At 45.4% G+C, this 25,720-nt stretch carries 29 protein-coding genes; 26 read left to right on the top strand and 3 right to left on the bottom strand.

Annotated elements, in window-relative coordinates:
• Positions 1 to 108: 108 nt before the first annotated feature.
• The 15 genes from cobT to OCV47_RS00430 all read left to right on the top strand — a co-directional run bounded on the left by cobT (position 109) and on the right by OCV47_RS00430 (position 13,338).
• A complete protein-coding gene (gene cobT, locus OCV47_RS00360; RefSeq protein WP_262652988.1) occupies positions 109 to 1,164 on the top strand; it encodes a nicotinate-nucleotide--dimethylbenzimidazole phosphoribosyltransferase in 1,056 nt (351 codons plus the stop codon).
• Between the two features lie 9 nt (positions 1,165 to 1,173).
• On the top strand, positions 1,174 to 1,698 hold the full coding sequence (locus tag OCV47_RS00365) for a bifunctional adenosylcobinamide kinase/adenosylcobinamide-phosphate guanylyltransferase (protein WP_262652990.1): 525 nt from the start codon (positions 1,174 to 1,176) through the stop codon (positions 1,696 to 1,698).
• Complete coding sequence (locus OCV47_RS00370) at positions 1,699 to 2,463, top strand: adenosylcobinamide-GDP ribazoletransferase (protein ID WP_262652991.1); 765 nt, start codon at positions 1,699 to 1,701, stop codon at positions 2,461 to 2,463.
• A gap of 4 nt (positions 2,464 to 2,467) precedes the next feature.
• Positions 2,468 to 2,863 carry a bifunctional adenosylcobinamide kinase/adenosylcobinamide-phosphate guanylyltransferase gene (locus OCV47_RS00375; protein ID WP_117448697.1) on the top strand — a complete coding sequence of 132 codons (396 nt, stop codon included), beginning with the start codon at positions 2,468 to 2,470 and terminating at the stop codon, positions 2,861 to 2,863.
• Positions 2,860 to 3,444, top strand: a complete 585-nt coding sequence (locus OCV47_RS00380) for a histidine phosphatase family protein (RefSeq protein WP_262652993.1) — start codon at positions 2,860 to 2,862, stop codon at positions 3,442 to 3,444. Before OCV47_RS00375 ends, OCV47_RS00380 begins: the two co-directional genes overlap by 4 nt.
• A 1-nt stretch (position 3,445) precedes the next feature.
• Positions 3,446 to 4,063 carry a Holliday junction branch migration protein RuvA gene (gene ruvA, locus OCV47_RS00385; protein WP_256296144.1) on the top strand — a complete coding sequence of 206 codons (618 nt, stop codon included), beginning with the start codon at positions 3,446 to 3,448 and terminating at the stop codon, positions 4,061 to 4,063.
• Between the two features lie 30 nt (positions 4,064 to 4,093).
• Positions 4,094 to 5,089 (top strand): Holliday junction branch migration DNA helicase RuvB, encoded by a 996-nt coding sequence (gene ruvB, locus OCV47_RS00390; RefSeq protein WP_256296146.1) that lies wholly within the window; start codon positions 4,094 to 4,096, stop codon positions 5,087 to 5,089.
• 42 nt (positions 5,090 to 5,131) lie between these two features.
• On the top strand, positions 5,132 to 5,458 hold the full coding sequence (locus OCV47_RS00395) for a cell division protein ZapA (RefSeq protein WP_256296148.1): 327 nt from the start codon (positions 5,132 to 5,134) through the stop codon (positions 5,456 to 5,458).
• Positions 5,459 to 5,529: 71 nt separating this feature from the next.
• Positions 5,530 to 7,923 (top strand): U32 family peptidase, encoded by a 2,394-nt coding sequence (locus OCV47_RS00400; RefSeq protein ID WP_262652995.1) that lies wholly within the window; start codon positions 5,530 to 5,532, stop codon positions 7,921 to 7,923.
• 12 nt (positions 7,924 to 7,935) lie between these two features.
• Positions 7,936 to 9,303 (top strand): FtsW/RodA/SpoVE family cell cycle protein, encoded by a 1,368-nt coding sequence (locus OCV47_RS00405; protein WP_256296152.1) that lies wholly within the window; start codon positions 7,936 to 7,938, stop codon positions 9,301 to 9,303.
• Positions 9,304 to 9,466: 163 nt separating this feature from the next.
• On the top strand, positions 9,467 to 10,879 hold the full coding sequence (locus tag OCV47_RS00410) for a peptidoglycan D,D-transpeptidase FtsI family protein (RefSeq protein ID WP_262653436.1): 1,413 nt from the start codon (positions 9,467 to 9,469) through the stop codon (positions 10,877 to 10,879).
• 80 nt (positions 10,880 to 10,959) lie between these two features.
• Positions 10,960 to 11,427, top strand: coding sequence for an NUDIX hydrolase (locus OCV47_RS00415; RefSeq protein WP_256296154.1), 468 nt, complete (start codon positions 10,960 to 10,962; stop codon positions 11,425 to 11,427).
• Positions 11,428 to 11,469: 42 nt separating this feature from the next.
• Positions 11,470 to 11,871: a hypothetical protein gene (locus tag OCV47_RS00420; RefSeq protein WP_256296156.1), complete on the top strand. Its 402-nt coding sequence runs from the start codon at positions 11,470 to 11,472 to the stop codon at positions 11,869 to 11,871.
• A gap of 9 nt (positions 11,872 to 11,880) precedes the next feature.
• On the top strand, positions 11,881 to 12,885 hold the full coding sequence (locus OCV47_RS00425; RefSeq protein ID WP_262652998.1) for a DUF2953 domain-containing protein: 1,005 nt from the start codon (positions 11,881 to 11,883) through the stop codon (positions 12,883 to 12,885).
• Between the two features lie 36 nt (positions 12,886 to 12,921).
• Positions 12,922 to 13,338, top strand: a complete 417-nt coding sequence (locus tag OCV47_RS00430) for a GerW family sporulation protein (RefSeq protein ID WP_117449581.1) — start codon at positions 12,922 to 12,924, stop codon at positions 13,336 to 13,338.
• Positions 13,339 to 13,620: 282 nt separating this feature from the next.
• Here the strand turns inward: OCV47_RS00430 and rpmB are convergent, their stop codons facing one another.
• Positions 13,621 to 13,806 carry a 50S ribosomal protein L28 gene (gene rpmB, locus OCV47_RS00435; RefSeq protein WP_117449582.1) on the bottom strand — a complete coding sequence of 62 codons (186 nt, stop codon included), beginning with the start codon at positions 13,804 to 13,806 and terminating at the stop codon, positions 13,621 to 13,623.
• 180 nt (positions 13,807 to 13,986) lie between these two features.
• Here rpmB and OCV47_RS00440 point away from each other — a divergent pair, with 180 nt between their 5' ends.
• The 4 genes from OCV47_RS00440 (at position 13,987) to OCV47_RS00455 (ending at position 18,500) form a co-directional block, all read left to right on the top strand.
• Positions 13,987 to 14,346: an Asp23/Gls24 family envelope stress response protein gene (locus tag OCV47_RS00440; protein WP_117449583.1), complete on the top strand. Its 360-nt coding sequence runs from the start codon at positions 13,987 to 13,989 to the stop codon at positions 14,344 to 14,346.
• 15 nt (positions 14,347 to 14,361) lie between these two features.
• The gene (locus OCV47_RS00445) at positions 14,362 to 16,032 is read left to right on the top strand and encodes a DAK2 domain-containing protein (protein ID WP_262653003.1); all 1,671 of its coding nucleotides are present in this window, start codon (positions 14,362 to 14,364) and stop codon (positions 16,030 to 16,032) included.
• 62 nt (positions 16,033 to 16,094) lie between these two features.
• Positions 16,095 to 18,152, top strand: a complete 2,058-nt coding sequence (gene recG, locus OCV47_RS00450) for an ATP-dependent DNA helicase RecG (protein WP_256296165.1) — start codon at positions 16,095 to 16,097, stop codon at positions 18,150 to 18,152.
• Between the two features lie 138 nt (positions 18,153 to 18,290).
• Positions 18,291 to 18,500, top strand: a complete 210-nt coding sequence (locus OCV47_RS00455) for a DUF6465 family protein (RefSeq protein WP_262653006.1) — start codon at positions 18,291 to 18,293, stop codon at positions 18,498 to 18,500.
• 114 nt (positions 18,501 to 18,614) lie between these two features.
• Here the strand turns inward: OCV47_RS00455 and OCV47_RS00460 are convergent, their stop codons facing one another.
• Positions 18,615 to 18,839 carry an alpha/beta-type small acid-soluble spore protein gene (locus OCV47_RS00460; protein ID WP_117449586.1) on the bottom strand — a complete coding sequence of 75 codons (225 nt, stop codon included), beginning with the start codon at positions 18,837 to 18,839 and terminating at the stop codon, positions 18,615 to 18,617.
• Between the two features lie 183 nt (positions 18,840 to 19,022).
• Here OCV47_RS00460 and OCV47_RS00465 point away from each other — a divergent pair, with 183 nt between their 5' ends.
• The 5 genes from OCV47_RS00465 (at position 19,023) to OCV47_RS00485 (ending at position 22,963) form a co-directional block, all read left to right on the top strand.
• The gene (locus tag OCV47_RS00465; RefSeq protein ID WP_117449587.1) at positions 19,023 to 19,415 is read left to right on the top strand and encodes a methylglyoxal synthase; all 393 of its coding nucleotides are present in this window, start codon (positions 19,023 to 19,025) and stop codon (positions 19,413 to 19,415) included.
• 87 nt (positions 19,416 to 19,502) lie between these two features.
• On the top strand, positions 19,503 to 21,185 hold the full coding sequence (locus OCV47_RS00470; protein WP_262653009.1) for a Na/Pi cotransporter family protein: 1,683 nt from the start codon (positions 19,503 to 19,505) through the stop codon (positions 21,183 to 21,185).
• A gap of 6 nt (positions 21,186 to 21,191) precedes the next feature.
• Positions 21,192 to 21,749 (top strand): 16S rRNA (guanine(966)-N(2))-methyltransferase RsmD, encoded by a 558-nt coding sequence (gene rsmD, locus OCV47_RS00475; RefSeq protein ID WP_262653011.1) that lies wholly within the window; start codon positions 21,192 to 21,194, stop codon positions 21,747 to 21,749.
• 48 nt (positions 21,750 to 21,797) lie between these two features.
• Positions 21,798 to 22,286 (top strand): pantetheine-phosphate adenylyltransferase, encoded by a 489-nt coding sequence (gene coaD / locus OCV47_RS00480; protein WP_262653013.1) that lies wholly within the window; start codon positions 21,798 to 21,800, stop codon positions 22,284 to 22,286.
• Between the two features lie 68 nt (positions 22,287 to 22,354).
• Entirely contained in the window at positions 22,355 to 22,963 is a 609-nt protein-coding gene (locus tag OCV47_RS00485; protein ID WP_256296174.1) for an ATPase, read from the top strand.
• Between the two features lie 149 nt (positions 22,964 to 23,112).
• On the opposite strand, the gene OCV47_RS00490 is transcribed toward OCV47_RS00485, so the two are convergent.
• Positions 23,113 to 24,024 (bottom strand): hypothetical protein, encoded by a 912-nt coding sequence (locus tag OCV47_RS00490; protein WP_262653015.1) that lies wholly within the window; start codon positions 24,022 to 24,024, stop codon positions 23,113 to 23,115.
• Between the two features lie 146 nt (positions 24,025 to 24,170).
• On the opposite strand from OCV47_RS00490, the gene OCV47_RS00495 reads away from it, so the two are divergent.
• Positions 24,171 to 24,983, top strand: coding sequence for a GTP pyrophosphokinase (locus OCV47_RS00495; RefSeq protein WP_262653016.1), 813 nt, complete (start codon positions 24,171 to 24,173; stop codon positions 24,981 to 24,983).
• Positions 24,980 to 25,699 carry a pseudouridine synthase gene (locus tag OCV47_RS00500; RefSeq protein WP_262653018.1) on the top strand — a complete coding sequence of 240 codons (720 nt, stop codon included), beginning with the start codon at positions 24,980 to 24,982 and terminating at the stop codon, positions 25,697 to 25,699. Before OCV47_RS00495 ends, OCV47_RS00500 begins: the two co-directional genes overlap by 4 nt.
• The last annotated feature ends 21 nt before the right edge of the window (positions 25,700 to 25,720 follow it).

The raw sequence follows: 25,720 nt of genomic DNA on the forward strand, positions 1-25,720 counted from the left end.
ACAAACATGTGTTTTTTTTATAATGGATAAGATGACGAATGACTGTTCAAAACCCTCTGTATCTGCGAAGGCAATGAACAGATACCATAGCCGGAGGGAGACAGACAGATGACGATAACGATCAACAAAAAAGAATATCCACTACATACATTAGATACAGGAGCACAGGAACTGAGTAAGAAGCGCTGGGACAGCATTGCCAAGCCTCTGCACAGCCTTGGTAAAATGGAAGACCTGGTCATTCAGACAGCGGGGATCACAGGAGATGCCAATGTGACCTATGATAAAAAAGCACTGATTGTAATGTGTGCAGATAATGGTGTGGTAGCTGAGGGCGTGACCCAGTCTGAGCAGAATGTGACAGCAATTGTATCAGAGAACTTTTTATCGGATAAAGCAACTGCGGCGATTTTGTGTAAGCAGACAGGTGCAGAGATTTTTCCAATTGATATCGGAATTGCAGTGGATACGAAGTTAGAGAATCATAAGATTGCCTATGGAACAAAAAATATGGCAAAAGAACCGGCCATGACCAGAGAAGAAGCAGAGAGAGCCATGGAAGTAGGCATTGAAAAGGTAAGGGAACTTTCCGGGCAGGGCTACAAGATCATTGCTACCGGAGAGATGGGAATTGGTAATACAACTACCAGCAGTGCACTGGCTTCTTATTTCCTTCAGGAAGACGTGGAAAAGATGACCGGAAGGGGTGCAGGTCTGACCAGTAAGGCACTGGAGAAAAAGATAGCTGTGGTACGCAAAGCAATCGCAGACTATAGCCCTGCCTTTACCGATGCTATTGATGCGCTGGCAGCACTGGGAGGATTTGATATTGCGGGAATGGCAGGAGTCTTTCTTGGCGGAGCGATTTATCGTGTACCGATTGTGATGGATGGATTTATTTCCAGCACTGCAGCACTGACCGCTACCCGTATCTGCCCGGCATGTAAGGACTTTATCATGGCATCCCATGTGTCAAAGGAACCGGCAGCGGAAAAGATTCTGGCAGCGATGGATAAAGAAGCTGCCTTGCACTGTGACATGTGCCTGGGAGAGGGAACCGGAGCAGTCACTTTATTCCCGATTCTGGATCTTGCTACACAAATTTATGAACAGATGAGCACATTTGAAGACATCGAGATTGATGCTTATGTGGAATTGAAATAGGAAGAAGATATGATGATTGTAGTGACCGGTGGCAGTGGAAGTGGAAAGTCAGCCTATGCCGAACAGCGCATTCAGGAGTTTGGACAGATTCCACGTTATTATCTTGCCACTATGGAAAATAGAGATGAAGAGAGCCAGAAAAGAGTAGACAGGCACAGGGCGATGCGGGCAGATAAGCATTTCAAAACGGTTGAATGCCCATATGATCTGCAGAATGTACAGCTGGAAGAACCAGGGGCAGTGCTGCTGGAGTGTATGTCTAATCTGGTGGCAAATGAATTATTTGTCAAAGACGGTATGACTCATATGGATCAGACGGCAGGGAAGATCCTGAACGGAGTGAGCCGGCTAAAGGAGCAGTGCGCCCATCTGGTGATTGTGACCAATGAAGTCTTTTCAGATGGAATGCTTTATGATGAATGGACAAGAAACTATATCAAATGCCTCGGAATCGTGAATCAGTACCTGAGCCAGATGGCGGATCAGGTGATCGAAGTGGTCTATACGATTCCGGTGATGCAAAAAGGAGAATAAATGAATCTGATTTATAATCTGATCATTGCATTTGCAATGTATTCAAAAATACCGATGCCACATATCGACTGGACAAAAGAGCGGATGCGTTATGTATTCTGCTTTTTCCCTGTGATCGGGGCAGTAATTGGTGCATGTATGGTGCTGTGGATGAAGACGGGAATGAGAGTAACCGGCAATGAAGACTTTTTTACGGCAGTACTGGTCCTGATACCGGTTGTGGTGACCGGAGGAATTCATTTTGACGGATTCCTGGACACTTGTGATGCTTTAAGCTCTTACAAGACGATGGAAGAAAAGCTGGAGATCCTGAAAGACTCCCATGCAGGAGCTTTTGCAATTTTGATGGGCTGCTGCTATTTTGTTCTGGATTATGGGGTATTTCATGCAACAGATCTGCGAGCAATCCGTCTGCTGGCGATTGGCTATGTGTTATCCAGAGCATTTAGCGGACTGGCGATTGTCGTATTTAAAAAGGCAAGAAAAAGTGGACTGGCGGCAACATTTTCTGATTCTGCACAGAAGAAAACCGTGGCAGTGACCATGATCCTTTATATCGCAGCCTGTGCAGTACTCATGGTGCTGACAGATCCGGTCATCGGAAGTCTTTGTTTTCTTACTGCACTGCTGGTATTTGGATGGTACCACTATATGTCTTATCAGAAGTTCGGCGGTATCACAGGTGACCTGGCAGGATTTTTCCTTCAGGTGTGTGAGCTTGCTATGGCATTTGTAACTGTAATTGCGATTCACTTAATAGGGTAAAACGATGGAATTAATCATTGGCGGAGCGTATCAGGGAAAAAAAGAAACAGCGAAGAGACTGTTTGGCCTGCAGGAGGAAGAGATTCTGGACGGTGCATCCTGCGGACCGGAAAAAACATTTCAGGCAAAAGCTGTCTGCAACTTTCATCTGCTGATTCGCAGCATGATGGAACAGAAACAAGATGTGGATATCTATTTTGAAACATTGAAATATCAGAATCCAGATATTATCCTGATCTCTAATGAGATCGGATATGGCATTGTGCCGCTGGATCGTTTCGAACGGGACTGGAGAGAAAAAACCGGCCGGATCTGTTGCCTGGCCGCACAGGAATCCAGATCTGTGATCCGTGTACTGGCGGGCAATCCGGTATATATCAAAGGAGAACAGTGGGCATGACGATTTATCTGATCCGGCATGGAGAGACATTTGGCAACCAGAAAAAACGCTACATAGGAATCACAGACGAACCACTGTGCCACCCGGGACGGTGTTTTTTGGCTCAGATACGGGAGAAGCATAGATATCCGATTCCAGATCTGCTTTATTGTAGTCCTATGCTGCGCTGCAGGGAAACCGCAGAGATTCTGTTTCCAGGCGTAGAACAACATCTGGAAGCAGATTTGCGGGAATGTAATTTTGGAGAATTTGAGAACCAGAACTATCAGGAACTGGCCGGGAATAAAGCTTATCAGCGGTGGATCGACAGCAATGGCCGTCTGCCGTTCCCGGGAGGCGAATCAAGAGAAGCATTTCAGGAGAGAAGTCTGAACGTTTTTTACAGACTGGAGAAAGAATGGGAACAGCTGGACGTGGAGAAAACCATTGCCATTGTGGCACATGGCGGAACACTGATGAGTATTCTGGAAGCTGTGGGAATACCATCAGGTTCTTATTATGATTTCCAGGTGGGAAACGGGGAAGGTTATCGCCTGGAAGGAGAAAAAGGGCAGTATCATTATCAGAAACTGGGAGAATAACATGATTGCATTTTTAAAAGGTGAAATTGAAGAATTGGAAGAGGCGAAGGTACTTCTGGACGTGAATGGAGTAGGCTATGGAGTCTTTATCACCGGGCGGGATGCCAGTGCATTATCCGGCAGACGAGACCGTGTGAAGCTGTTTACCTATCTGCAGGTGCGGGAAGATGCCATGCAGCTGTATGGCTTCCTGAAAAAAGATGATCTCCATGTATTTCAGCTACTGCTGGGCGTGAACGGAATCGGTCCGAAGGCAGCCTTGGGAATGCTGTCGGCATTGTCTGCCAATGATATCCGGTTTGCTGTGCTGGCAGGAGATGCCAAAGCCATTGCAAGGGCACCCGGGATTGGTCCGAAGACAGCACAGAAAATGATACTGGAATTAAAGGATAAGTTCGATCTGCAGGAGACTTTCGACAGTTCTCTGGCAGAAAGCACAGAAGGCACGATACCGACAGGTACCACCAGACAGATACAGGATGAAGCGGTACAGGCACTGGTGGCGCTGGGCTATTCTGGTGGCGAGGCGCTGAAGGCAGTGCGTGCAGCAGACACCGGCGAAGACATGAATACGGAAGATCTGCTGAAGGCAGCATTAAAGAAACTTTCGTTGGTATAAGCAGATACAGTTTAGGAGAAATGAGAATATATGGATAGAAGAGTAATTCAAACAGAGGTTCTTCCAGAGGATTCCCGTATTGAGACCAGTCTGCGACCTAAGATGTTGAAGGACTACATCGGACAAGAGAAGGCGAAGGAGAATCTTAAGATCTATATCGAAGCGGCAAAGCAGAGAGGGGATTCGCTGGATCATGTGCTGTTTTATGGCCCTCCGGGACTGGGAAAAACAACCCTGGCGGGAATCATAGCCAATGAGATGGGAGTGCACATGAAGGTGACTTCCGGACCGGCGATTGAGAAGCCTGGAGAGATGGCTGCAATCCTGAATAATCTTCAGGAGGGCGACGTGCTGTTCGTGGATGAAATCCACCGTCTGAACCGGCAGGTGGAAGAGGTATTGTATCCTGCTATGGAAGATTTTGCCATTGATATCATGATTGGAAAGGGTGCAGCAGCCCGTTCGATTCGCCTGGATCTGCCAAGGTTTACCTTGGTGGGAGCGACCACAAGAGCAGGACTTCTGACTGCACCTTTACGTGACCGTTTTGGCGTGATTCATCATCTGGAGTTCTATACGGAAGAAGAACTGGCAGAAATTATCTGCAACTCTGCGAAGATCCTGGATGTGGAGATTGAACCGGAGGGAGCCATAGAGCTGGCCAAAAGATCCAGAGGAACTCCACGTCTTGCCAACCGTCTGCTAAAGAGAGTCCGTGACTTTGCACAGGTAAAATATGATGGGAAAATTACCAGGGAGACTGCAAGCTTTGCCCTGGATCTGCTGGAAGTGGATACCTATGGACTGGATGTGACAGACCGCAATCTCCTGACTACCATGATCGAGAAGTTTCAGGGAGGTCCGGTAGGTCTGGATACACTGGCGGCGACGATTGGTGAAGATGCGGGAACCATAGAAGATGTCTACGAACCATATCTTTTGAAAAAAGGGTTCCTCATCCGTACGCCGAGAGGAAGAATGGCAACCGAAAAATCTTATCATCATCTGGGCTTGCAATTCCAGTAGAAGTTCGATATACTGATTGCATACGAATGAGGAGGAAGTGTTATGTCAGCGAAAAACCAGACACAAGTGGTCATTAATGGTCAGATCTTTGTGATCAGTGGTTATGAAAGCGAAGAATATATTCAGAAGGTTGGTTATTATTTGAACAATAAGCTGACTGAGATTCAGAAGCTGGAGAGCTATAAGCGTCAGTCCAATGAGATGAAGAGCATTCTGGCACAGCTTAATATCGCCGATGATTACTTCAAGGCGAAGAAGCAGGCAGAGATATTGGAAGACGGGATTACGTCCAGAGACAAGGAGATCTTCGATCTGAAGCATACTCTGATTGATCTGCAGAGACAGCTGGATGATTTGAAAAAAAAGTGATACACAGGCTGCAGGATCCTGTAGAAGGATTACGGCAGCCTGATTTATTATACTAGAAAGGTACAACATAGATGAAGGTAGAATTACTGGCGCCTGCAGGTTCTTATGAGAGCATGATGGCAGCGTATAAGGCGGGGGCTGATGCAGTCTATATTGGCGGTACGAAGTTTGGCGCCAGAGCATTTGCAGATAATCTGGATACAGAGCGGATGAAGGAAGCAATCGACTATGCCCATCTCCGTGGAAAGAGGCTATATCTGACAGTCAATACCCTGATCAAGGAAAAAGAGATAGAAGAGGTATATGAGTATCTGCTGCCTTTTTACCGTGAAGGCCTGGATGCGGTGATTGTACAGGATTTTGGTGTGTTTCAGATGGTAAGGGAAGAATTCCCGGATATGGATCTTCATGCCAGTACGCAGATGACCGTGACAGGTGTCAGGGGAGCAGCATGGCTGAAGGAGCGCGGAGCCTCCAGAGTGGTGACGGCCAGAGAACTCTCCATGGAAGAGATCCGTCGGATTCACCGGCAGGTACCGGTGGAGATAGAGAGTTTCGTTCATGGAGCCCTGTGCTTCTGTTATTCTGGTCAGTGCCTTTTAAGCAGTATGATCGGCGGGAGAAGCGGCAACCGGGGAAGATGTGCGCAGCCATGTCGGCTTCCGTATCAGCTTTATGATGCGGATGGAAGACAGATTTCCAGAGAGGGACAGCCATTTCTGATGAGTCCGAAAGATATGTGCACCCTGGATCTGATCCCGGACCTGATCGAAAGTGGTGTGTATTCTTTTAAGATGGAAGGCCGCATGAAGAAGCCGGAATATACAGCTGGTATTACGGCTGTTTACCGGAAATATATCGACCGTTATCTGCAGTATGGAAAAAAGGATTTTCAGGTTTCAGAGGAAGACCGTAGTATTCTGATGGATCTATATAACAGGGGTGGATTTTCCACCGGATATTACCGACAGCACAATGGACGGGATATGATGTCCATGGAACGGCCGAATCATTGGGGAACAGAAGCGGCAAAGCCTGTTTTTTCAGAAAAAGGAGTTCGCTGGAAGGCGCTGGAAGAACTGCACCCACAGGATGTACTGGAGCTTCGCAGCAGAAAAGAGGAAAAGACAGAAGTGACTCTGACTACAAGAGTGACAAAAGGAGCAGTATTTTCTATAAAGACAGGAAAAGTAAAGCCGGATAAATCAGCACTGTTCTACCGTACGAGAAATGAGCAGCTTCTTCGGAGCCTGAAAAAAGAATATTTGGATACCCCTTATAAAGTAGAGGCCAATGGGGTATTACTACTGAAAAAAGGACAACCGGCACAGCTGGAGATTCGCTGCCAGGGACAGAAAATCACAGTTACCGGTCAGCAGATACAGGCGGCACAGAAGCGCCCGGTGACGGAAGAGGAAGTGCGGCGCCAGATCAGTAAGCTGGGACAGACGGATTTTCAGTGGAAGAATCTGGAGATTCATCTGGATGAGTCTGTTTTTGTGCCAATACAGGAATTAAATGAACTGCGAAGACGGGCCATAGAAGAATTGCGACAGCAGATGCTGGGCGTATATTTCCGCAAGGAGCAGAAAGCGCTGCCAGTCTGTGAAGATGCAGAATACAGCCAGGTGGCACCGTTTCTGACCGCAGAGATTCAGACGGAAGAACAGCTTGGGGAAGTGCTGCGTCAGAATGCAGTGACCCGGGTATGTATCAGCAGTATGCGTTATGACTCCCAAAAAGCATTTCAGGAGTATGCAGCGTCAGATGCTGCCAGGTGTCATGAACAGAGTATACAGTGCTGGTATGTGATGCCATGGATTTTCCGGGAAGAAAGCAGAAACTATTTCCGTCAGGAAAAAGAGATGATGTCGATATTGGAGCAATTTGACGGTCTTCTGATCAAAAATCTGGAAGAGATGGAATATTTACAGGATATGGGGTATCGTGGTAAAATAGCGCTGGATGCCAATCTGTATATCTGGAACAGCAGAGCTATGCGTTTCTGGAAAAAGGAGAATATTGACTGGATCACACTGCCGGAAGAACTGACGGATCAGGAGCTTCGACAGGTGCAGGGGGGAATGCCCGGGGAAATGATCGTGTACGGATATACGCCTCTTATGGTGACTGCACAGTGCTTTCAGAAGAATACCACAGGATGCCGGAAGATGCGTAAGACTCTGCAGCTGAAGGATCGTAAAAATAAGTATTTTACCGTGAAGAATGACTGCAGTTTCTGTTATAATGTGCTTTACAACAGCGCAGCGACCGAACTGGCCGATCTGGAAAAAACAGTAGCGGCGATTCATCCGGCGTCTTACCGTCTGAGTTTTACCACAGAGTCAGCCGCACAGGTAAGAGAAGTATGTCAGCGATACAGAGAGGCATTGATCGAACACAGAGAAGTGAAAGTACCGGGAGATGAATTCACACGGGGACATTTGAAACGAGGCGTGGAATAAAGGGGAGATAACGTGGTTAGTTTAATTATTCAGTTTTCAAGATATGCGATACTGATTCTGATGGCGATCTATACTATGCAGAGCTATATCGTTTTCAGTAAGAATGATGAAGATGACAAAGACTTCCTGTTCATCAGACAGAATCTGATGATGTTCATGATACATTTTATCGCATTTATGATCATGTATCTGAAAAAAGGAGATCTGAATCTGATGTTCCTCTATGGGGCACAGTTCATCTATCTTGCGGCAACGCTGGTATTTTTCCGGAATCTGTATCCGAGAGCATCCAAGCTGGTAGTCAATCATATGTGTATGCTGATTACCATTGGATTTATTATGATTACAAGGCTGTCTTTCGATGAAGGTGTGAAACAGTTTAAGATCGTGATTATTTCGACTGTGGTCGCACTATTGATCCCGGCGATTATCCGTAAAGTACGGGTTCTGACCAAATGGACCTGGCTGTATGCCATCATCGGTATCGGCGGTCTGGGTGTGGTTGCAGTGGCAGCACAGACCACATATGGAGCCAAGCTGGGATTCGTGATTGGCGGCATCAGTGTACAGCCATCGGAGTTTATAAAGATTATTTTTGTTTTCTGCATTGCCGGTATGCTGGGAAATGCAAAGAATTTTAAAGATATTGTGATTGCTACAGTCGTGGCGGCATTACATGTGCTGATTCTGGTCTATTCTACTGACCTGGGAAGCGCACTGATCTATTTTGTGACCTATCTGGTCATGCTGTATGTGGCCACCAGAAAGATGCTCTATGCGCTGGCCGGGGTGGCAGCCGGATCGGTGGCTGCGGTAGGAGCCTATCACCTCTTTGCCCATATCCGGGAACGAGTAGAGATCTGGCAGAATCCATTTGCGGATTATTCCGGAAGTGGCTATCAGGTGGCACAGTCACTTTTTGCCATGGCAGCAGGAGGCTGGCTTGGAACCGGTATCATGAATGGTACACCGGACAGCATTCCACTGGTGGAGATGGACTTTATGTTCTCAGCCATCACAGAAGAACTGGGCGGCCTGTTTGCCATCTGCGTGATTCTGGTATGTATGAGCTGTTATATTATGTTCGTGAACATTGCCATGCGGCTTTCCAACCGATTCTACCGTCTGGTAGCACTGGGACTGGGAACCATGTATGCCGTTCAGGTGTTCCTGACGGTAGGCGGTGCCATGAAGTTCATTCCGATGACCGGAGTGACCCTTCCGCTGGTCAGCTACGGCGGAAGTTCTATGCTGAGTACCGTCATGATGTTTGCAATTATTCAGGGACTGTATATTCTTCGGGAAGATGAGGAGGAACAAATTGAGAGATTCAGAGAAGAAAGAGAATGGCAGATGGGACAGGGAAGAATCTACCGATAAGACTATTGATATTCCATCCTTTGTAAACGGGGCTCCTTCAGAGAATATGGAACAGAATTTTGAACAGAACTTCTATGAAGAAGAGCCACAACGGGAAGAGAAGAAGAAAAAGACCGCTGAAAAACATGTGCCAAAGAAAGTAAGAAATAAGGCATATATCAAAATGGCCTATCTGTTTTCTACCATGTTTCTTGCCCTTGTGGGCTATCTGGTCTACTTTAATGTAAAACTGACAGATGATGTGAAGCGCAATCCGAACAATACCAAGGGAGATGCCCAGGAGGCCTATGTGATCCGTGGAACGATCTATTCTTCTGATGGAGAGGTGCTGGCCGGTACCAATGTGGCAGATGATAATACAGAAACCCGTGTGTATCCATGGCGAAATGTATTTGCCCATGTGGTGGGTTATACGGTAAACGGAAAGTCTGGTCTGGAGGCAATCTATAATAATGATCTGATGACCTCCAATGCATCTATTCAGGATCAGGTGGGCAGTGAAAAGAACAATGAAAAGCTGCGGGGAGACAGTCTGGTACTGACCCTGGACAGCCGGCTTCAGCAGGCAGCTTACAATGCGCTGGGGGCCTATAAAGGGGCAGTGGTCGTTATGGAACCATCTACCGGAAAGATACTGGCCATGGTATCCAAGCCAGATTTTGATCCGAATGATATGGAGAACCAGTGGGAGATACTGAATGCAGATGATTCAGAAAGTCCACTGCTGAATCGTGCGACACAGGGACTGTATCCTCCGGGATCTACCTTTAAGATTCTGACGACGCTGGAATTTATGAGGGAATACCCGAATGATTACAGAAATTATACTTATGACTGCCAGGGCAGCATGACTCAGTCAGATGTGACCATCAAGTGTTATGACTATGAAGTGCATGGATTTGAAGACCTGCAGGGCTCATTCCAGCATTCCTGCAATACCTCTTTTGCAAATATCGGATTGCAGCTGGATAATGACAAGTTTGCCGAGCTTTGCAAGGAAGAGATGTTCAATGGCAAGCTTCCGACGGTATTGCCGTACAGCAGCAGTCAGTTCTCACTGAACGGAAATTCTTCAGTGGGTGAGACCATGCAGACAGCGATTGGACAGGGAGATACACTGGTATCACCGTTCCATATGGCACTGATTGTTTCTGCAGTTGCCAATGATGGTGTGCTGATGACTCCATACTTTGTAGATCATATTGAAAACTCAGATGGAATCGAAGTCAGTGAAACGAAAACGATGGAATATAAGAAACTGATGAATTCCGATGAGGCACAGATACTGAGCAGTTATATGCAGAGCGTAGTAGAAGGCGGAACTGCGACATCGTTAAGTGGACTTGGATATACGGTAGCCGGTAAAACCGGTTCTGCAGAATATGAGATTAACGGAAATACCGGATCGGAGGCAAACTTCTCCACTCATTCCTGGTTCGTGGGATTTTCCAATGTAGAGGATCCGGATATTGTAGTCAGCGTTATAGCAGAAGATGGTGGAACCGGCAGCTCGGCTGCAGTACCGATTGCCCGGGAGGTCTTCAATACCTATTATAATTCTGTAAAGACATATTAAGAAAAAAGTTGCGGATTTAAAAAAATAGCTGTATACTAATACCATGTTTAGAAAACACAACGCAAACAGGAGGAATTGCAATGATTGAGGCAACGAGCTGTGGCGGGGTGGTAATATTTCGAGGCAAGATTCTTTTGCTGTTCAAGAGCTACAAGAATAAGTATGAAGGATGGGTTTTGCCAAAGGGTACCGTAGAACCAGGTGAGGAGTATACGGAGACAGCGCTGAGAGAGGTGCTGGAAGAGACCGGCGCAAAGGCTTCTATCGTGAAGTATATCGGAAAAAGCCAGTATTCTTTTAATGTGCCGGAAGATGTGGTGGAAAAAGATGTCCACTGGTATCTCATGCGCTCTGAGAGTTATTACAGTAAACCACAACGCGAGGAACATTTTATTGATTCAGGGTACTACAAGTACCATGAAGCGTATCACCTTTTGAAATTTGCTAATGAGAGGACGATGCTGGAGAGAGCATACGAGGAATATCTGAACTTAAAAAAGGCAAATTTATGGGGCGGAAGTAAAAAGTATTTCAAGGGGAAAGACTGATGAGAGCTTCATCGGTCTTTCTGACTATAGAGGGGACGGCTGATGGATTGGTACACCGGACTATATGTAAGTGATGATTTAAAAGAAAAAAAGGACAAAATCATAGACAAGATCGAACATGGTGCGGGAACTCCGGGCGTATATCTGATCACATTACCTTCCAATGAGAAGAATCTGCTGGACATCCTGTCTGCAGATCAGCTGCTCTGGCCGGTGATGCACCGCCTTTGCCCGGTGATTGTAGGAATGACCCATTCCTATGACGAGGCCACAGAGATGGCTGCAGCTATGATTCTGGATGCTCACAAGGAAGTCGGAGCTTTTCGGGTAGAGCCATATCTGAGAAACAGGCTAAGACCGGATGAAGACTTTGCCATTCATTATCCAATAAGAAAAAGAAAGCCCCTGTGGCGGATGCCATTTCAAAGAAAAAGAAATGTGTAAAGGAACGATATGTTGCATATTTTATTATTCATATTAAAAATAATTGGAATTCTGCTGCTGTCCATATTGGGCCTGATCCTGCTGATACTGGTTCTGGTGCTTCTGGTACCCGTTCGATACAGAGCCGGGCTCCAGATGAGAACGATAGCAGATTATTCGGCGGATGGAAAAGTGTCCTGGCTTTTTGGATTGATCTGTCTGACGGGCAGCTATGATGGCGAACAGGTGAAGCTGGATATTCGTATCTTTGGACATTCTTTGCTGCATAAAAAGCCTGAGAAGCAGAAAAAGAGACGGAAGAAGCCGTCGCAGAGACAGACCAGAGAGCAACCGGCTGTCAGAGAAATAAAAGCAGAAAAAGAGAATATAGAGTCGAAGAATGCGGAATGTATGCCGATCGTTGAGCAGGCAGGGCCAAAACAAGATGAAAAAACATCTGGGCAAGAAATAAGTGATACAGAAGATGGTGGAACAGACGCAGATGAAGCGGAACAGACATCAGGAACTCATGAGAAAAATCATATCTGGCAGAAACTGCGTAATGGATCTACACGGTTGAGCAGACTTCCATCACAGATCAGGCAGAAAGTCAGCAGTATTGGTCATACATGGAAGAATCTTTCAAAGCGCAAAGATCACCTGCAGTCGACAGTTGAGAAATATCACAGTTTCTGGAACAGTACCTGCACGCAGGCGGCAAAGAACCATATTCTAAGAGAAGTGAAATATCTGCTGCGACATATATTGCCAGAGAAGCTGGAAGGTGCCCTGACATTTGGATTTGAAGATCCTGCAACAACCGGACAGGTTTTGGGTATACTATGTGTGTTGGCGGTATTTACCGGAAATCATCTGGAAGTCAATGGGAATTTTGAAGAAAAAATGTTGGAAGGAGACGTGTCGATAAAAGGACATATACGATTGTGCCATATAGCAAAGTCTGCGATCGGTCTTCTGACAGATAAGAATATTCGTAAGACCATAAAAGGGTATCAGAGTTACAGACAAATTTGAAAAATAAAAGTACAGGGATTGGAAAGGAGAATACACATGGCATCAGAAAACAATTTTCAGTCAAAGGTAGAATCATTATTTAAAGGAATGGATGGGTATATTCATTCCAAGACAGTCGTAGGAGATGCAATCACCGTAGGTGATACCATTATTCTGCCACTGATTGATGTGTCTTTCGGGGTGGCAGCCGGAGCACTGGAAGGAAAAGATAACAATAAAATAAAGAATAATGGTGGCGGAGGAATGGGCTGCAAGATGACTCCAAGCGCAGTGCTGGTTATTCAGAATGGAAACACTAAGCTGGTAAATATCAAGAATCAGGATGGCCTGACCAAAGTGCTTGATATGGTGCCAGACTTTGTGAACCGTTTTACATCGGGTGGCGGTAATGCAGCGGCAGATGCGGTAAAAGAAGCTGAAGCAGTGCAGACGGCAGAGAAAAAAGAAGAGTAAACAGGGGATAGTAACAAAATTCCTACAACAACATAAGATAACATAAGACAGAAAAAGGGAGTACCTTCATGAAGCGTATTGCTGGATATACTTTATTCTGGATATCAGTGGGAATGCTGATAGCCTTACTGATTGCAAATACCTTCTGGAATGTACTCCTGATTTTTGTTTTATTACTGATTGGATATAATCTATTTGTATGCTGAAAAAGACTATATCCTGGAAATCCTATAAAAGTAAAAAAGAGCCGCCCTGCCGGCGACTCTTAAATCTGCTCTATCATTAAGCTCTTTCAACTTTTCCAGATCTTAAGCAAGAAGTACATACATACATCTTCTTTGCAGCTCCGTTAACTTTAACACGAACGGATTTGATGTTGGATTTCCACATTTTATTAGATCTTCTATGGGAGTGGCTCACGTTGTTTCCGAAATGAGCGCCCTTATCACAAATTGCACATTTAGCCATGACAGCACCTCCTTATTACTTTTTCGTCCATACTTAACGTGTACGAACTGACAACAATCGTATTCTAACAGAAATAAATATATTTTGCAAGTAGAAATTGAAAAAAGATATTTCCTTTTTTACGAAAACTTGTTATACTATAAAACGAGTATCAAGGAAAATGATATCTGGAGGTAAAATATGAAGGGACGTATGAATAACGAACTTGGTTCGATTTCGATTGATTTAGATGTTATAGCGACCTATGCAGGCAGTGTGGCAGTAGAATGTTTCGGAATAGTTGGAATGGCTGCTTTCAGTATGAAGGACGGTCTTGTAAGATTGCTTAAGCGTGACAGCTTAAAACATGGAATCAATGTAACGATTGGGGAAGATAACCGGATTTCCCTTGATTTTCATGTGATTGTTTCATACGGAGTAAGTATCTCAGCAGTATGCGAGAACCTGATGGAGAATGTAAAGTATCGTATACAGGAATTCACAGGTATGGAGATTGATAAATTAAACATTTATGTAGATGGCGTAAGAGCAATTGATTAAGGAGGACCGCAAGAAGTGGGTAAAAGTACGATAAATGCCGAACTTTGCGCAAAAATGTTCCTGGCAGGTGCCAAGAATCTGGAGGCAAACAAAGAGTGGATTAATGAACTGAATGTATTTCCGGTTCCTGACGGAGATACAGGCACGAATATGACACTGACGATTATGTCAGCAGCAAAAGAAGTAGCAGGATTAGAGAGCGTGAACATGGAGACGCTGGCAAGGACCATTTCTTCCGGTTCCCTGAGAGGAGCAAGAGGTAACTCAGGAGTAATCCTTTCGCAGCTTCTGAGAGGATTCACCAAGGGGATCCATGATACAGAAGAGATCGATGTGATCACGATCACAGAAGCGTTCCAGAAGGCTGTTGCTACTGCATATAAGGCAGTTATGAAGCCAAAGGAAGGTACTATTCTGACTGTAGCTAAGGGATTTGCTGACAAGGCAACCGAGCTTGCGCTGACAGAGAATGTGGAGATGGAAGAACTGCTGGAGACTTCTCTGAAGTATGCAGAAGAAGTCCTGGCGAAGACACCGGAGATGCTTCCGGTATTAAAGGAAGCCGGGGTGGTAGATTCTGGTGGACAGGGACTGGTCCAGGTACTGAAGGGAGCTTTTGATGCTTATCTTGGAAAAGAAGTGGATTATACCATTGAGAAGCCGGAGAGTACAGGGGAGCCTGCACAGGCAGATACCAGAACAGAAGCAGATATCAAGTTCGGATATTGTACCGAGTTTATCATTATGACCAGGAAGCCAATGCCACAGGAAGAAGAACAGAAGTTTAAGGCATTTCTGGAGAGCATCGGAGATTCTATCGTAGTAGTAGCTGATGAAGAGATTGTAAAAGTACATGTGCATACCAATGATCCGGGTGTGGCGATTACCAGAGCGCTGACCTATGGTGAACTTTCCCGCATGAAGATTGACAATATGCGGGAAGAACATCGTGAGAAGCTGATCAGGGATGCTGAGAAAGTGGCAGCTGCACAGGCAGCAGAGCAGCCGAAGAAGACCATGCCGCATAAAGAAGTGGGATTTATTTCCGTCAGCATCGGAGATGGTATCGGCGAGATCTTTAAGGGACTGGGTGTGGATTACCTGATCGAAGGCGGGCAGACCATGAACCCGAGTACAGAAGATATGCTGAATGCGATCGCAGAAGTGAATGCAGATACAATTTTCATTTTCCCTAATAATAAGAACATTATTCTTGCAGCCAATCAGGCACAGGCACTGACAGAGGACAAGAAGATCATTGTGATTCCGACTAAGACAGTTCCTCAGGGTATCTCAGCGATCATCAGCTTTGATGCTGCGAAGACACCGGAAGAGAACGAAGAGGCTATGAAGGAAGCGATCTCGCTGGTAAAGACCGGACAGGTTACCTATGCGGTACGCGATACCCATATCGATGATAAGGAGATCAAAGAGGGTAATATCATGGGAATTGGTGATCATTCGATTCTGGCAGTTGGTGAGGACATCGCAGAGATTACCAAAGAGACCATTGGCCTGATGATAGATGAGGACTCTGAACTGATCAGTGTCTATTATGGAGAAGATATCACAGAAGAGGATGCGCATGCACTGGGCGATGAGCTTCAGGAGCAGTATCCGGACTGCGAAGTAGAAGTATATGAAGGCGGGCAGCCGATTTACTACTACGTAGTGTCTGTGGAATAATCAACAGGGATAACATACAGGGTGGCAGAAGCAATCTGTCACCCTTTTTCAGGGGTAAAAGGATGGATAGATTTTCTGCAATTGACAACTTAAAAGGTGTGGGGGAGAAATCCAGAAAATTATTTGAAAAGCTGGAGATCCGGACGTTGGACGATCTGCTGACCTATTATCCGCGGGATTATCGGAAGTTTGAAGAACCGGTACAGATCAGAAAGCTGCAGTCTGGACAGACCGTGGCGGTACTGGCACAGGCACTGCGGCCGCTGACGGTTCAGTATGTGAAGCGTATGCAGATTACCACAGCACAGCTTGGGGATGGGGATGGCGCTGTCATGGCCAGATGGTTCCGTATGCCTTATCTGAAAAACACAGTACATCCGGGGCAATGGTATGTATTTTATGGAAAAATCAGCCAGAAAGGGGCTAATCTGGTGCTGGATCAGCCGGAGATTTATCAGCCGGCACAATATGAAGAACTACAAAAAGCCTTGCAGCCAGTTTATATGCTGACAAAGGGCGTGACCAATCATATGCTGACCAAACTGATCCGTCAGACCATGGAATCTGTGGATCTGTCCCGAGATTTTCTGCCGTCAGAGGTCAGGGAAAGATACCAGCTGGCGGAATATGACTATGCAATGGAAGAGATTCATTTTCCGAGGGATGAGCATCATCTGAAACTGGCAAGAGAACGTCTGGTCTTTGATGAATTTTTCTTATTTATTCTGGCAATTCGTGCGTGGAAAGAACAGACATCTGAGCTGGAAAATCCATTTCCTGTGGAGGCAGATCCGCTGGATGACATCATCAGCCGCCTGGGATATCAGCTGACCGGTGCACAGCAGCAGGTGTGGAAAGAGATCCGGCAGGATATGAGTGGAAAAAGCACAATGAACCGTCTGATTCAGGGAGATGTGGGTTCCGGAAAGACGATCATCGCATTTCTGGCTATGATACTGGCAGCGAGAAATCACCTGCAGAGTGCATTGATGGTGCCGACCGAAGTGCTGGCAAATCAGCATTACGAAGCATTTACCAGGCTGACTATACAGCAGGGACTTCCAATTCAGGCTGTGCTTCTTACCGGATCAATGACAGCGAAGCAAAAGCGGGCAGCTTATGAGAAGATAGCGGCGCATGAGGCAGATGTGGTGATCGGCACTCATGCGGTGATTCAGGAAAAGGTTGTATTTGACCGTCTGGGTCTGGTGATTACGGATGAACAGCACCGCTTTGGAGTACGCCAGCGGGAAGCGCTGGGAGAAAAGGCTGGAAAAATGCCGCACACTATGGTTATGAGTGCAACCCCGATTCCCCGTACTCTGGCAGTGATCCTCTATGGCGATCTGGAGATCTCCACCATTGATGAACTGCCTTCCAACCGTATTCCGATCAGGAATTGCGTGGTGAACACATCTTATCGAAAAAAAGCTTATGATTTTATTACAAAGGAAGTACAGGCAGGCCATCAGGCCTACGTGATCTGTCCAATGGTGGAAGAAAGTGAAATGATTGAGGCAGAAGATGTGATCTCTTATACAGAGAAGCTGAAGACTGAGCTCCCAGCTCAGATCTGTGTGGAATATTTACATGGCAAGATGAAGCCAAAGGAGAAAAATGAGATCATGCAGAGATTCCTGGAGAATCAGATCCAGGTGCTGGTGTCAACCACGGTAGTAGAGGTAGGAGTGAATGTGCCAAATGCTACAGTGATGATGATCGAAAATGCGGAACGTTTCGGCCTGGCCCAGCTGCATCAGCTGCGTGGTCGTGTGGGAAGAGGCGGAGATCAGTCCTACTGTATCATGATAAACGGAAGCGAGAATGGACAGAATCAGAAGCGGCTGGATATTCTGAATCGATCCAATGACGGATTTTATATTGCTAACGAAGACCTGAGACTCCGGGGTCCGGGAGAATTGCTGGGAGTCCGCCAGAGCGGTGCCATGGAATTTAAGATCGGAGACATCTATGCCGATGCACAGATCCTGAAAAATGCCGGAAAAGAGGCAGAACGAATTCGCAGAGAAGATCCGGAACTGCTGCAGGAACCGCACCGGGATCTGAAAAAACGACTGGAAATCTATATGAGAAATGAACTAAAAAATCTGAGTCTGTAAAGGAAAACTCCAAATAATTCACAAACTTTTTGTGACCAAGAGAAAAGCCGTTGCCAATTTCCAAAAAGAGGTGTATATTTCTTATGATTTGAAACAGGATGATATAGAAGCTGTAAAAAGCAGCCGGGAGGAAGAATTATGGCAGCAAAACAGACCATTTATGTTCAGTATATGGGAGATGAGATCACTACAGATGAGATCATGAAAAAGATCAAAGAATACTGGACAAAAGAACTGAAAAAGAAAGTATCTGAGATGAAGAACGTGACCGTCTATGTGAAACCGGAAGAGGGCAAGGCCTATTATGTGATTAATGACGAAATCACAGGTGATGTAGCACTTTTTTAATGATTGCCTTTTGACAGCAGGAGTTTCAGTCTGCCTGGAACAGAAGAGATGCAGGATACAGAAAAAGGCAGGAGCCGTGTGGGCGCCTGCCTTTACTCTGCCTGCTTTCACAGATTACTGCATGGTATTCTGTGATTTGCTGCTCATCTGTTTTTCCTGTTCTTCGATCATTTTTTTGACCATATAACCACCGACAGAACCGTTCTGTTTGGAAGTCAGATTTCCGTTATAACCATTGGTAAGCGGAACTCCCAGTTCGTTAGCCACCTCATATTTGAAACGGTCTAATGCACCTTTTGCCTCGGGAACCGCTGTGGTATTAGATGAACGACTACTCATGATTGTTACCTCCTTTGTACTGGTTATTTGCAATTTTGTATTGCGAGAATAGTATGTGGAGTATAAAAAAAGTTAAACTGGCAGTTGTTGTATGAAACGGAACAAAATGTATTTGCCATAATAAAAAAACGATGGTATAATTGACAAAGTAATATGGGTTAGTATGGGGAAAGGGATGGAACTATGAAAATAGGATTTATTGCACACAACAGCAAAAAAAGCCTTATGGAGAACTTTTGCCTTGCTTATAAAAGGATACTCAGCAAACATGAATTATATGCAACAGGCGGCACTGGAAGAAGAATTGAAGAAGTGACGAACCTGAGAGTACACAAGTTCCTGCCAGGGGCTGTCGGCGGAGATAAGCAGTTCACAGAGATGATCGAGCGGAATGATATGGATATGGTCATTTTCTTTTACAATCCTCTGCTTCAGGACCCGAGACAGGCCGACATAGACAGCATTACCAGATGCTGCGATAAATATAATATCCCGATTGCGACCAATATCGCCACAGCAGAATCTCTGTTGCTGGGACTTGCCAACGGAGATCTGGACTGGAGAAATATCGTGTAACGTAGAAGCAGCACGGCAAAAGCTGTGACGTGTCAGCACGATATATGGCTTTTGGTTCACAGAATACGAAAATCAGGGGGATAAATCATGTCAATTAATGACGTCTCGAATCTATTTATGTTCATCGGGGGCCTTGGAATGTTCCTGTATGGTATGCATGCCATGTCCGGCGGTATTCAGAAGTCCGCAGGAAGCAAGATGCAGGAGCTGCTTGGGATCCTGACCAACAATCGTCTGGTTGCTGTTCTGGTCGGTGCGGGACTGACCGCGATCATACAGAGCAGCGGGGCCACTACGGTTATGGTTCTTGGATTTGTAAATGCCGGTATCATGAGTCTTCCACAGGCAGTTGGAGTGATCATGGGTGCGAATATCGGTACCTGTATCACGGCATGGATTGTATCGCTGGGACAGTTGGGAGATAGCTTCAAAGCCATATCTCCATCACTGTATGCACCACTGATCCTTGGAATCGGTGTATTTATCACTGTATTTTCCAAGTCATCCAAGAAGAAGACGATTTCGGAGATTCTGATTGGTCTTGGTATGTTGTTTATCGGTCTGGATTATATGGGATCCGCAGCGAAAAGCTATATGGATTCACCGATTATTACCAATGCATTCATGGCAGTAGGAAATAATCCGTTCATTGGTATTGCCGTAGGTCTGATTGTGACGGTGATCATGCAGAGCTCTTCTGCATCGGTTGGTGTGCTTCAGACACTGGCAGCGACCAGTGGAGCCGTTACTACCAGTGCAGCGGTGTTCATCTGTCTGGGAGCAGATATCGGTTCCTGTATGCCAGCGGTATTATCCAGTATTGGTGCACAGAGAAATGCCAAGAGAGTAGCAGCGATTCATCTGATCTTCAATGTGATCGGAGCCATTGTGCTGGGAACAGCAGGATTTATTTTGTTCCGTATTATGCCAGGCTTTGCGCATACAGCGATTGACAGTGTGGGTATCTCTATATTCCACACAGGAGCCAAGATTGTGGATGTAATCATACAGTTCCCATTTGCCATGGGACTTGTGAAGCTGTCTGGTCTGGTGGTCAGAGAGAAAGAATCCGATCAGATAGCAGAGGACAACGCTGAAAAAGCAACCCTGCGTCATCTGGATCGCCGTATTCTGAAATCCCCGGATTTTGCCGTGGAGAATGCGATCAAAGAAGTTGTGCATATGGGTGAGATAGCCAATGAGAATCTGAAAGATGCCTGTCAGGCAGTGATGAGTTATGACAAGGCTCTGATTGATAAGGTATTATCCACCGAAAAGACAATCAATAAAATGGAAGAACTGATTACGGAATATCTGGTTGAGATCGAGAATCTGTCACTGACAGAGAAACAGCATGAACTGATCAAGAATCTGTTTTATTCGGTCAGCGATATTGAACGTGTAGGAGATCATGTAGAGAACATTGCCGAGCTGGTGAATGTGGATGATCCGGAGAACAGAATCGTATTTACAGAAGAAGCTGAGAGAGAGCTTTCTGAGATGATGAGTCTGGTAAAGGACAGTTTCTCCTGCGCGGTACAGGCTATTGGCAACAGCAATATTGATCAGGCTGTTCTGGTAGGAAAATACGAAGAACGGGTAGATGATATGGAAGACGAGCTGAGAGATCAGCATATTGACCGTATGGCCAGACAGCTTTGTAAGCCGGTCAGTGGTGTGGCATTTCTGGACATTCTCAGCAATCTGGAGCGTATCTCAGACCATGCATACAACCTTGCCGGTTATGTAATCAGCGAGAATGAAGGATAAAGAAATATGAGAGTAATTGCCGGTTCAGCCAAACATCTGAATCTGAAGACAATCGAAGGAATGGATACCAGACCGACCACCGACCGGATTAAAGAGACCTTGTTCAATATGATACAGACGGATATTCCGGGGTGCAGATTTCTGGATCTGTTCAGTGGAAGTGGAGCGATCGGTATCGAGGCTCTGAGCCGTGGAGCGGCTGAGGCAGTACTGGTTGAGTCTGCTCCAAAAGCAGCCGAATGTATCCGGGAGAATCTGAAGTTTACACATCTGGAGGAACATGCAGAACTGATGCAGACGGATGTATTCCAGGCACTCAGCCGTCTGAGGGGACGGGGAGCGTATGACTTCATCTTTATGGATCCGCCTTACAACCACGAGCTGGAGAAACAGGTGCTGGAAGCATTACGGGGCTCTGATCTGGTAGATGACTACACGGTGATCATCACCGAAGCATCCCTGCAGACTGATTTTTCTTATCTGGATTCTTTAGGATATCAGATGAAAAAGTATAAAAAATACAAGACAAATGCACATGTATTTATCGAAAAGAAAGATGCATGAGTTACTGCGAACAGTGACGGGCATGATACAGCGAGGAAAATAAAAAACATGAAAAGAGCAGTTTACCCGGGAAGCTTTGACCCGGTAACATTTGGACATCTTGATGTGATTAAGCGGTCAGCGACATTGGTAGATGAACTGATTGTGGCAGTCTTGCAGAATAACAAAAAAAATCCGTTGTTTTCTGTAGAAGAACGTGTTAATATACTAAAGAAAGTGACAAAGGATATCAGCAATATACGGGTAGAATCCTTTGATGGGTTATCGATCGATTTTGTAAAAGAATGTCATGCCCAGTTCCTGGTCAGAGGTTTGCGTGCGATTACTGACTTTGAATATGAACTGCAGATGGCACAGACGAACAGGATCATGGATCCGGAGATTGATACGATATTCCTGACCACCAGTCTGGAATATGCTTACCTGAGTTCATCGACAGTCAAAGAAGTGGCTTTATATGGGGGAGACATATCAAAGTTTGTTCCGGAAGAAGTAGTATCAGAGATAAAAAGAAAGATGGCGGGAAGCCATAGATAAGCAAAAGAAGCCGGATAAAGGCGATTTTGCAAGGGGTATTGAATGATTAATGAAGAAGGAGAGATAAGATGAGCAGCAGAATTGAGCAGATTATTGAAGAAATTGAAGAATATGTGGATAGTTGTAAGTTCCAGCCACTGTCTTCTACCAAGATTGTAGTGAATAAGGAAGAACTGGAAGAACTCTTAAGAGAACTTCGTATGAAGACTCCGGATGAGATCAAGAGATATCAGAAGATTATCAGCAATAAAGATGCAATTCTGGCAGATGCACAGACCAAGGCAGATGCCCTGATTGCGGACGCAACAGAAAAGCAGCAGCAGATGGTAGAAGAGAATGAGATCATGCGTGAGGCAAGACAGCAGTCTCAGCAGTTGTTAGATCAGAGCCGCCAGCAGGCTCAGCAGATCCTGGATTCTGCTACAGAAGATGCTAACAACATTCGTATGAGCGCGATCAGCTATACCGATGATATGCTGGCTAATCTGGAACAGATCATGAGTCATGCATCCGATACAGTAAGTGCAAAATACAACACCTTTATCAATTCCATTCAGTCCTGTTACGATATTGTAACCAAGAACAGAAGCGAATTATCACCACAGTCCCAGAACACCAGCAACTACAGCACTGAAGATCTGGCGGCTGCAGATGAAGAAGATCAGAACGAAGAATAATAGAAAGAATAATAAATGAAAAGAATCTCGATGTCAGTATCCTGGCATCGAGATTCTTTTCATATGCGGATATGTTTGTCGAGACTGCGGTCAGGTGGTGGGTATCCGAAGCCACCCCGTCCCCGGAAAGTAGCGGAGACTCATTGAATTTATATTCCGCTGCCTATGGATGGCAACAGATAGATCAGATACAATCCCAGAGCAATGACTGCTGTCATGGCCTTTGTTTTTATGTAATTTTTTAAAGAAAAACCAATGCTTCTTAAATAAGATGCCGACTGGAATGCGCTGCACAAGCCTCCGAAGGTTAGTGTTACGACAATTAGAAGATATCTCCAGAATAACGGTACAGAGAGTCTTGCCAGCAGCTGACATCCTAAGGAAATCTCCAGCAAAGCAGCCAAAGAAGCCCTGGTGATCGCAGACAGAGCTGGCAGGTGGCATACAAAAAAAGACAGTACCGAGAACAGAACCATGTAGCCTCCGATTTTCAGCATCTGTGTAATGCTGTCTTCGATGGATGTATCCAGAAAAGTCAAAAAAGTAGTGTGGCCAGATGAACATTTCCTACCATATGGAGATCCTGATGTCTTAGCGGTCATGTCTGGAAAATCAGCCATTTCTCTGCGATGTCTGTGCATTGCCAATATGCCTGCTCCATAGCACAGCGCTGCTCCATATACCATCACCATGCATGGAATCGCAAAGCCCGGTGCCTTTAACAGGTCGTGGCACACGCAGGCAATAAGAAAGCCCGGGCTGACATTATTGATAAAGTATGTCAGATAGTGAGCTTCCTCTGAACTTATAGCATCCGCAGAGCGCAGATCGGCCAGAGTCTTTACACCCATGGGATAGCCGCAACAAAACCCAAGCAGAAGTGCATAGGATCCGGCAGGAGACAGATGCAGCATTTTTTTGCATAGAAAAGAGAATGGCCGGAGAAAACGATAGATGAGATTTGAACCGATCAGCAATCGAGAAATGATCATAATCGGAAGCAGATATGGCACCAGGGAAGTAGACCATAGGATCAGAGCATTCAGAATAAACTGTTTCATAAAATCATGCCTTTCCGTTTGAATTGAAAAAAGGTCTGTGGTATACTTTATTTTGAATTAGTCTGTGATAGAACAAAATATATGCATGAATCCACGGAACAGATACTATTTTGCACTATACAGAAACAGAAAGCAGGTAGGTTGCAATGAAGATACAACTGTGGCGTGAGATGCTGGATCCATACGATCTGGCAGTCAAAGAGCTGATTACCAAGTTTGAACATTTAAAATATGAACATAAAGCGAGAGGGCTGTATTGTCCGATTGAAGATGTAACTGGACGGGTGAAGTCTGTATCCAGTATTTTGGATAAATTAAAAAAGAAGAACCTGGAACTGGAGCAGATGGAGCAGGAACTGGATGATCTGGCAGGGATCCGGATCATTTGCCAGTTCGTAGAGGATATTGAAAAAGTAGTTTCGATTATACGCTCCAGAACGGATATGACGGTTCGGCAGGAAAAGGATTATATCACCAACGAGAAGACCAGTGGCTATCGAAGTTATCACATAATCGTAGATTATCAGGTGCAGACTCTGAATGGACCGAAAACATTGAAGGTAGAGATTCAGATCCGCACTATGGGAATGAACTTCTGGTCTACGATCGAGCATTCCCTTCAGTATAAATACAAGCAAAATATTCCAGAGCATATCCGGGAAAAACTGAGCAATGCTGCAGATGCCATTGAGGTATTGGATCGTGAGATGTCAGAGGTACGCAATGAGATCATGGATGCACAGAATGCCAGACAGATTCAGTCCAATATTGTGACTGAGATTCTCATGACCATTCAGAATCTGTATGCGATCGCCAATCGTCGTGATGTGGCCAAGATCCAGGACGAATTCTATGAGGTCTATCAGGAAGACAATCTGGAAAAACTGATCCGGTTCCATAAGAATCTGGATATTATTGCAGAAGGATACAAAGCACAGGGGATAGAATTTAAAGTATGACAGAACGATTGGATAAATTTCTTGCAAATGCAGGATTTGGCACCAGAAGCGAGGTAAAAAAGCTAATAAAGCAAAAACGAGTACAGGTAGATGGAGAGATTCCCAGGAACGGGGATGGCAGAATCGACCCGGAAAAACAGATAATCTCTGTAGATAGTGAGATGGTCAGCAGTCAGAAGCATGAATATATTTTGCTGCACAAACCGGCGGGATGCGTTACAGCCACAAAAGACAATCGAGACACTACGGTTATGGATCTGATTGATTCCAGAATCAAAGACCGATTGTTCCCGGTAGGACGTCTGGACAAGGACACGGAAGGATTACTGCTGATCACAGACGATGGGCCATTGGCACATCAGCTTCTGGCACCGAAAAGGCATGTGCCAAAGACGTACTATGCAAAAGTGTCCGGCATACTGCCAGAGAATGTCTGTGAACAGTTTGCACAAGGCCTGGATATTGGAGACGAGAAGCCGACACTTCCGGCGGAACTTCGGATTCTAGAGAGAGATCCGGAAGGTATCAGCAGTGAGATTGAGCTGACGATTCATGAAGGAAGATTTCATCAGGTAAAGCGCATGTGCCATGCAGCGGGATGTGAGGTGACTTATCTGAAGCGCATTTCCATGGGCACGCTGAAGCTGGATGAAAGCCTGGAAAAAGGAGCGTACAGACAGCTTACTGCGGAGGAGATCGAGAAGCTGAAAGAATAAGAGAACGGAACACAAAAAGGA

This window comes from Muricoprocola aceti (assembly GCF_025567005.1).
GTDB classification, from domain to species: Bacteria; Bacillota; Clostridia; order Lachnospirales; family Lachnospiraceae; genus Marvinbryantia; species Marvinbryantia aceti.

Coding starts and splice junctions, on each gene's coding strand:
- cobT (WP_262652988.1), top strand. CDS start 109: ATGACGATAACGATCAACAAAAAAGAATATCCACTACATACATTAGAT.
- OCV47_RS00365 (WP_262652990.1), top strand. CDS start 1,174: ATGATGATTGTAGTGACCGGTGGCAGTGGAAGTGGAAAGTCAGCCTAT.
- OCV47_RS00370 (WP_262652991.1), top strand. CDS start 1,699: ATGAATCTGATTTATAATCTGATCATTGCATTTGCAATGTATTCAAAA.
- OCV47_RS00375 (WP_117448697.1), top strand. CDS start 2,468: ATGGAATTAATCATTGGCGGAGCGTATCAGGGAAAAAAAGAAACAGCG.
- OCV47_RS00380 (WP_262652993.1), top strand. CDS start 2,860: ATGACGATTTATCTGATCCGGCATGGAGAGACATTTGGCAACCAGAAA.
- ruvA (WP_256296144.1), top strand. CDS start 3,446: ATGATTGCATTTTTAAAAGGTGAAATTGAAGAATTGGAAGAGGCGAAG.
- ruvB (WP_256296146.1), top strand. CDS start 4,094: ATGGATAGAAGAGTAATTCAAACAGAGGTTCTTCCAGAGGATTCCCGT.
- OCV47_RS00395 (WP_256296148.1), top strand. CDS start 5,132: ATGTCAGCGAAAAACCAGACACAAGTGGTCATTAATGGTCAGATCTTT.
- OCV47_RS00400 (WP_262652995.1), top strand. CDS start 5,530: ATGAAGGTAGAATTACTGGCGCCTGCAGGTTCTTATGAGAGCATGATG.
- OCV47_RS00410 (WP_262653436.1), top strand. CDS start 9,467: ATGGCCTATCTGTTTTCTACCATGTTTCTTGCCCTTGTGGGCTATCTG.
- OCV47_RS00415 (WP_256296154.1), top strand. CDS start 10,960: ATGATTGAGGCAACGAGCTGTGGCGGGGTGGTAATATTTCGAGGCAAG.
- OCV47_RS00420 (WP_256296156.1), top strand. CDS start 11,470: ATGGATTGGTACACCGGACTATATGTAAGTGATGATTTAAAAGAAAAA.
- OCV47_RS00425 (WP_262652998.1), top strand. CDS start 11,881: ATGTTGCATATTTTATTATTCATATTAAAAATAATTGGAATTCTGCTG.
- OCV47_RS00430 (WP_117449581.1), top strand. CDS start 12,922: ATGGCATCAGAAAACAATTTTCAGTCAAAGGTAGAATCATTATTTAAA.
- rpmB (WP_117449582.1), bottom strand. CDS start 13,806: ATGGCTAAATGTGCAATTTGTGATAAGGGCGCTCATTTCGGAAACAAC.
- OCV47_RS00440 (WP_117449583.1), top strand. CDS start 13,987: ATGAAGGGACGTATGAATAACGAACTTGGTTCGATTTCGATTGATTTA.
- recG (WP_256296165.1), top strand. CDS start 16,095: ATGGATAGATTTTCTGCAATTGACAACTTAAAAGGTGTGGGGGAGAAA.
- OCV47_RS00455 (WP_262653006.1), top strand. CDS start 18,291: ATGGCAGCAAAACAGACCATTTATGTTCAGTATATGGGAGATGAGATC.
- OCV47_RS00460 (WP_117449586.1), bottom strand. CDS start 18,839: ATGAGTAGTCGTTCATCTAATACCACAGCGGTTCCCGAGGCAAAAGGT.
- OCV47_RS00465 (WP_117449587.1), top strand. CDS start 19,023: ATGAAAATAGGATTTATTGCACACAACAGCAAAAAAAGCCTTATGGAG.
- OCV47_RS00470 (WP_262653009.1), top strand. CDS start 19,503: ATGTCAATTAATGACGTCTCGAATCTATTTATGTTCATCGGGGGCCTT.
- rsmD (WP_262653011.1), top strand. CDS start 21,192: ATGAGAGTAATTGCCGGTTCAGCCAAACATCTGAATCTGAAGACAATC.
- coaD (WP_262653013.1), top strand. CDS start 21,798: ATGAAAAGAGCAGTTTACCCGGGAAGCTTTGACCCGGTAACATTTGGA.
- OCV47_RS00485 (WP_256296174.1), top strand. CDS start 22,355: ATGAGCAGCAGAATTGAGCAGATTATTGAAGAAATTGAAGAATATGTG.
- OCV47_RS00490 (WP_262653015.1), bottom strand. CDS start 24,024: ATGAAACAGTTTATTCTGAATGCTCTGATCCTATGGTCTACTTCCCTG.
- OCV47_RS00495 (WP_262653016.1), top strand. CDS start 24,171: ATGAAGATACAACTGTGGCGTGAGATGCTGGATCCATACGATCTGGCA.
- OCV47_RS00500 (WP_262653018.1), top strand. CDS start 24,980: ATGACAGAACGATTGGATAAATTTCTTGCAAATGCAGGATTTGGCACC.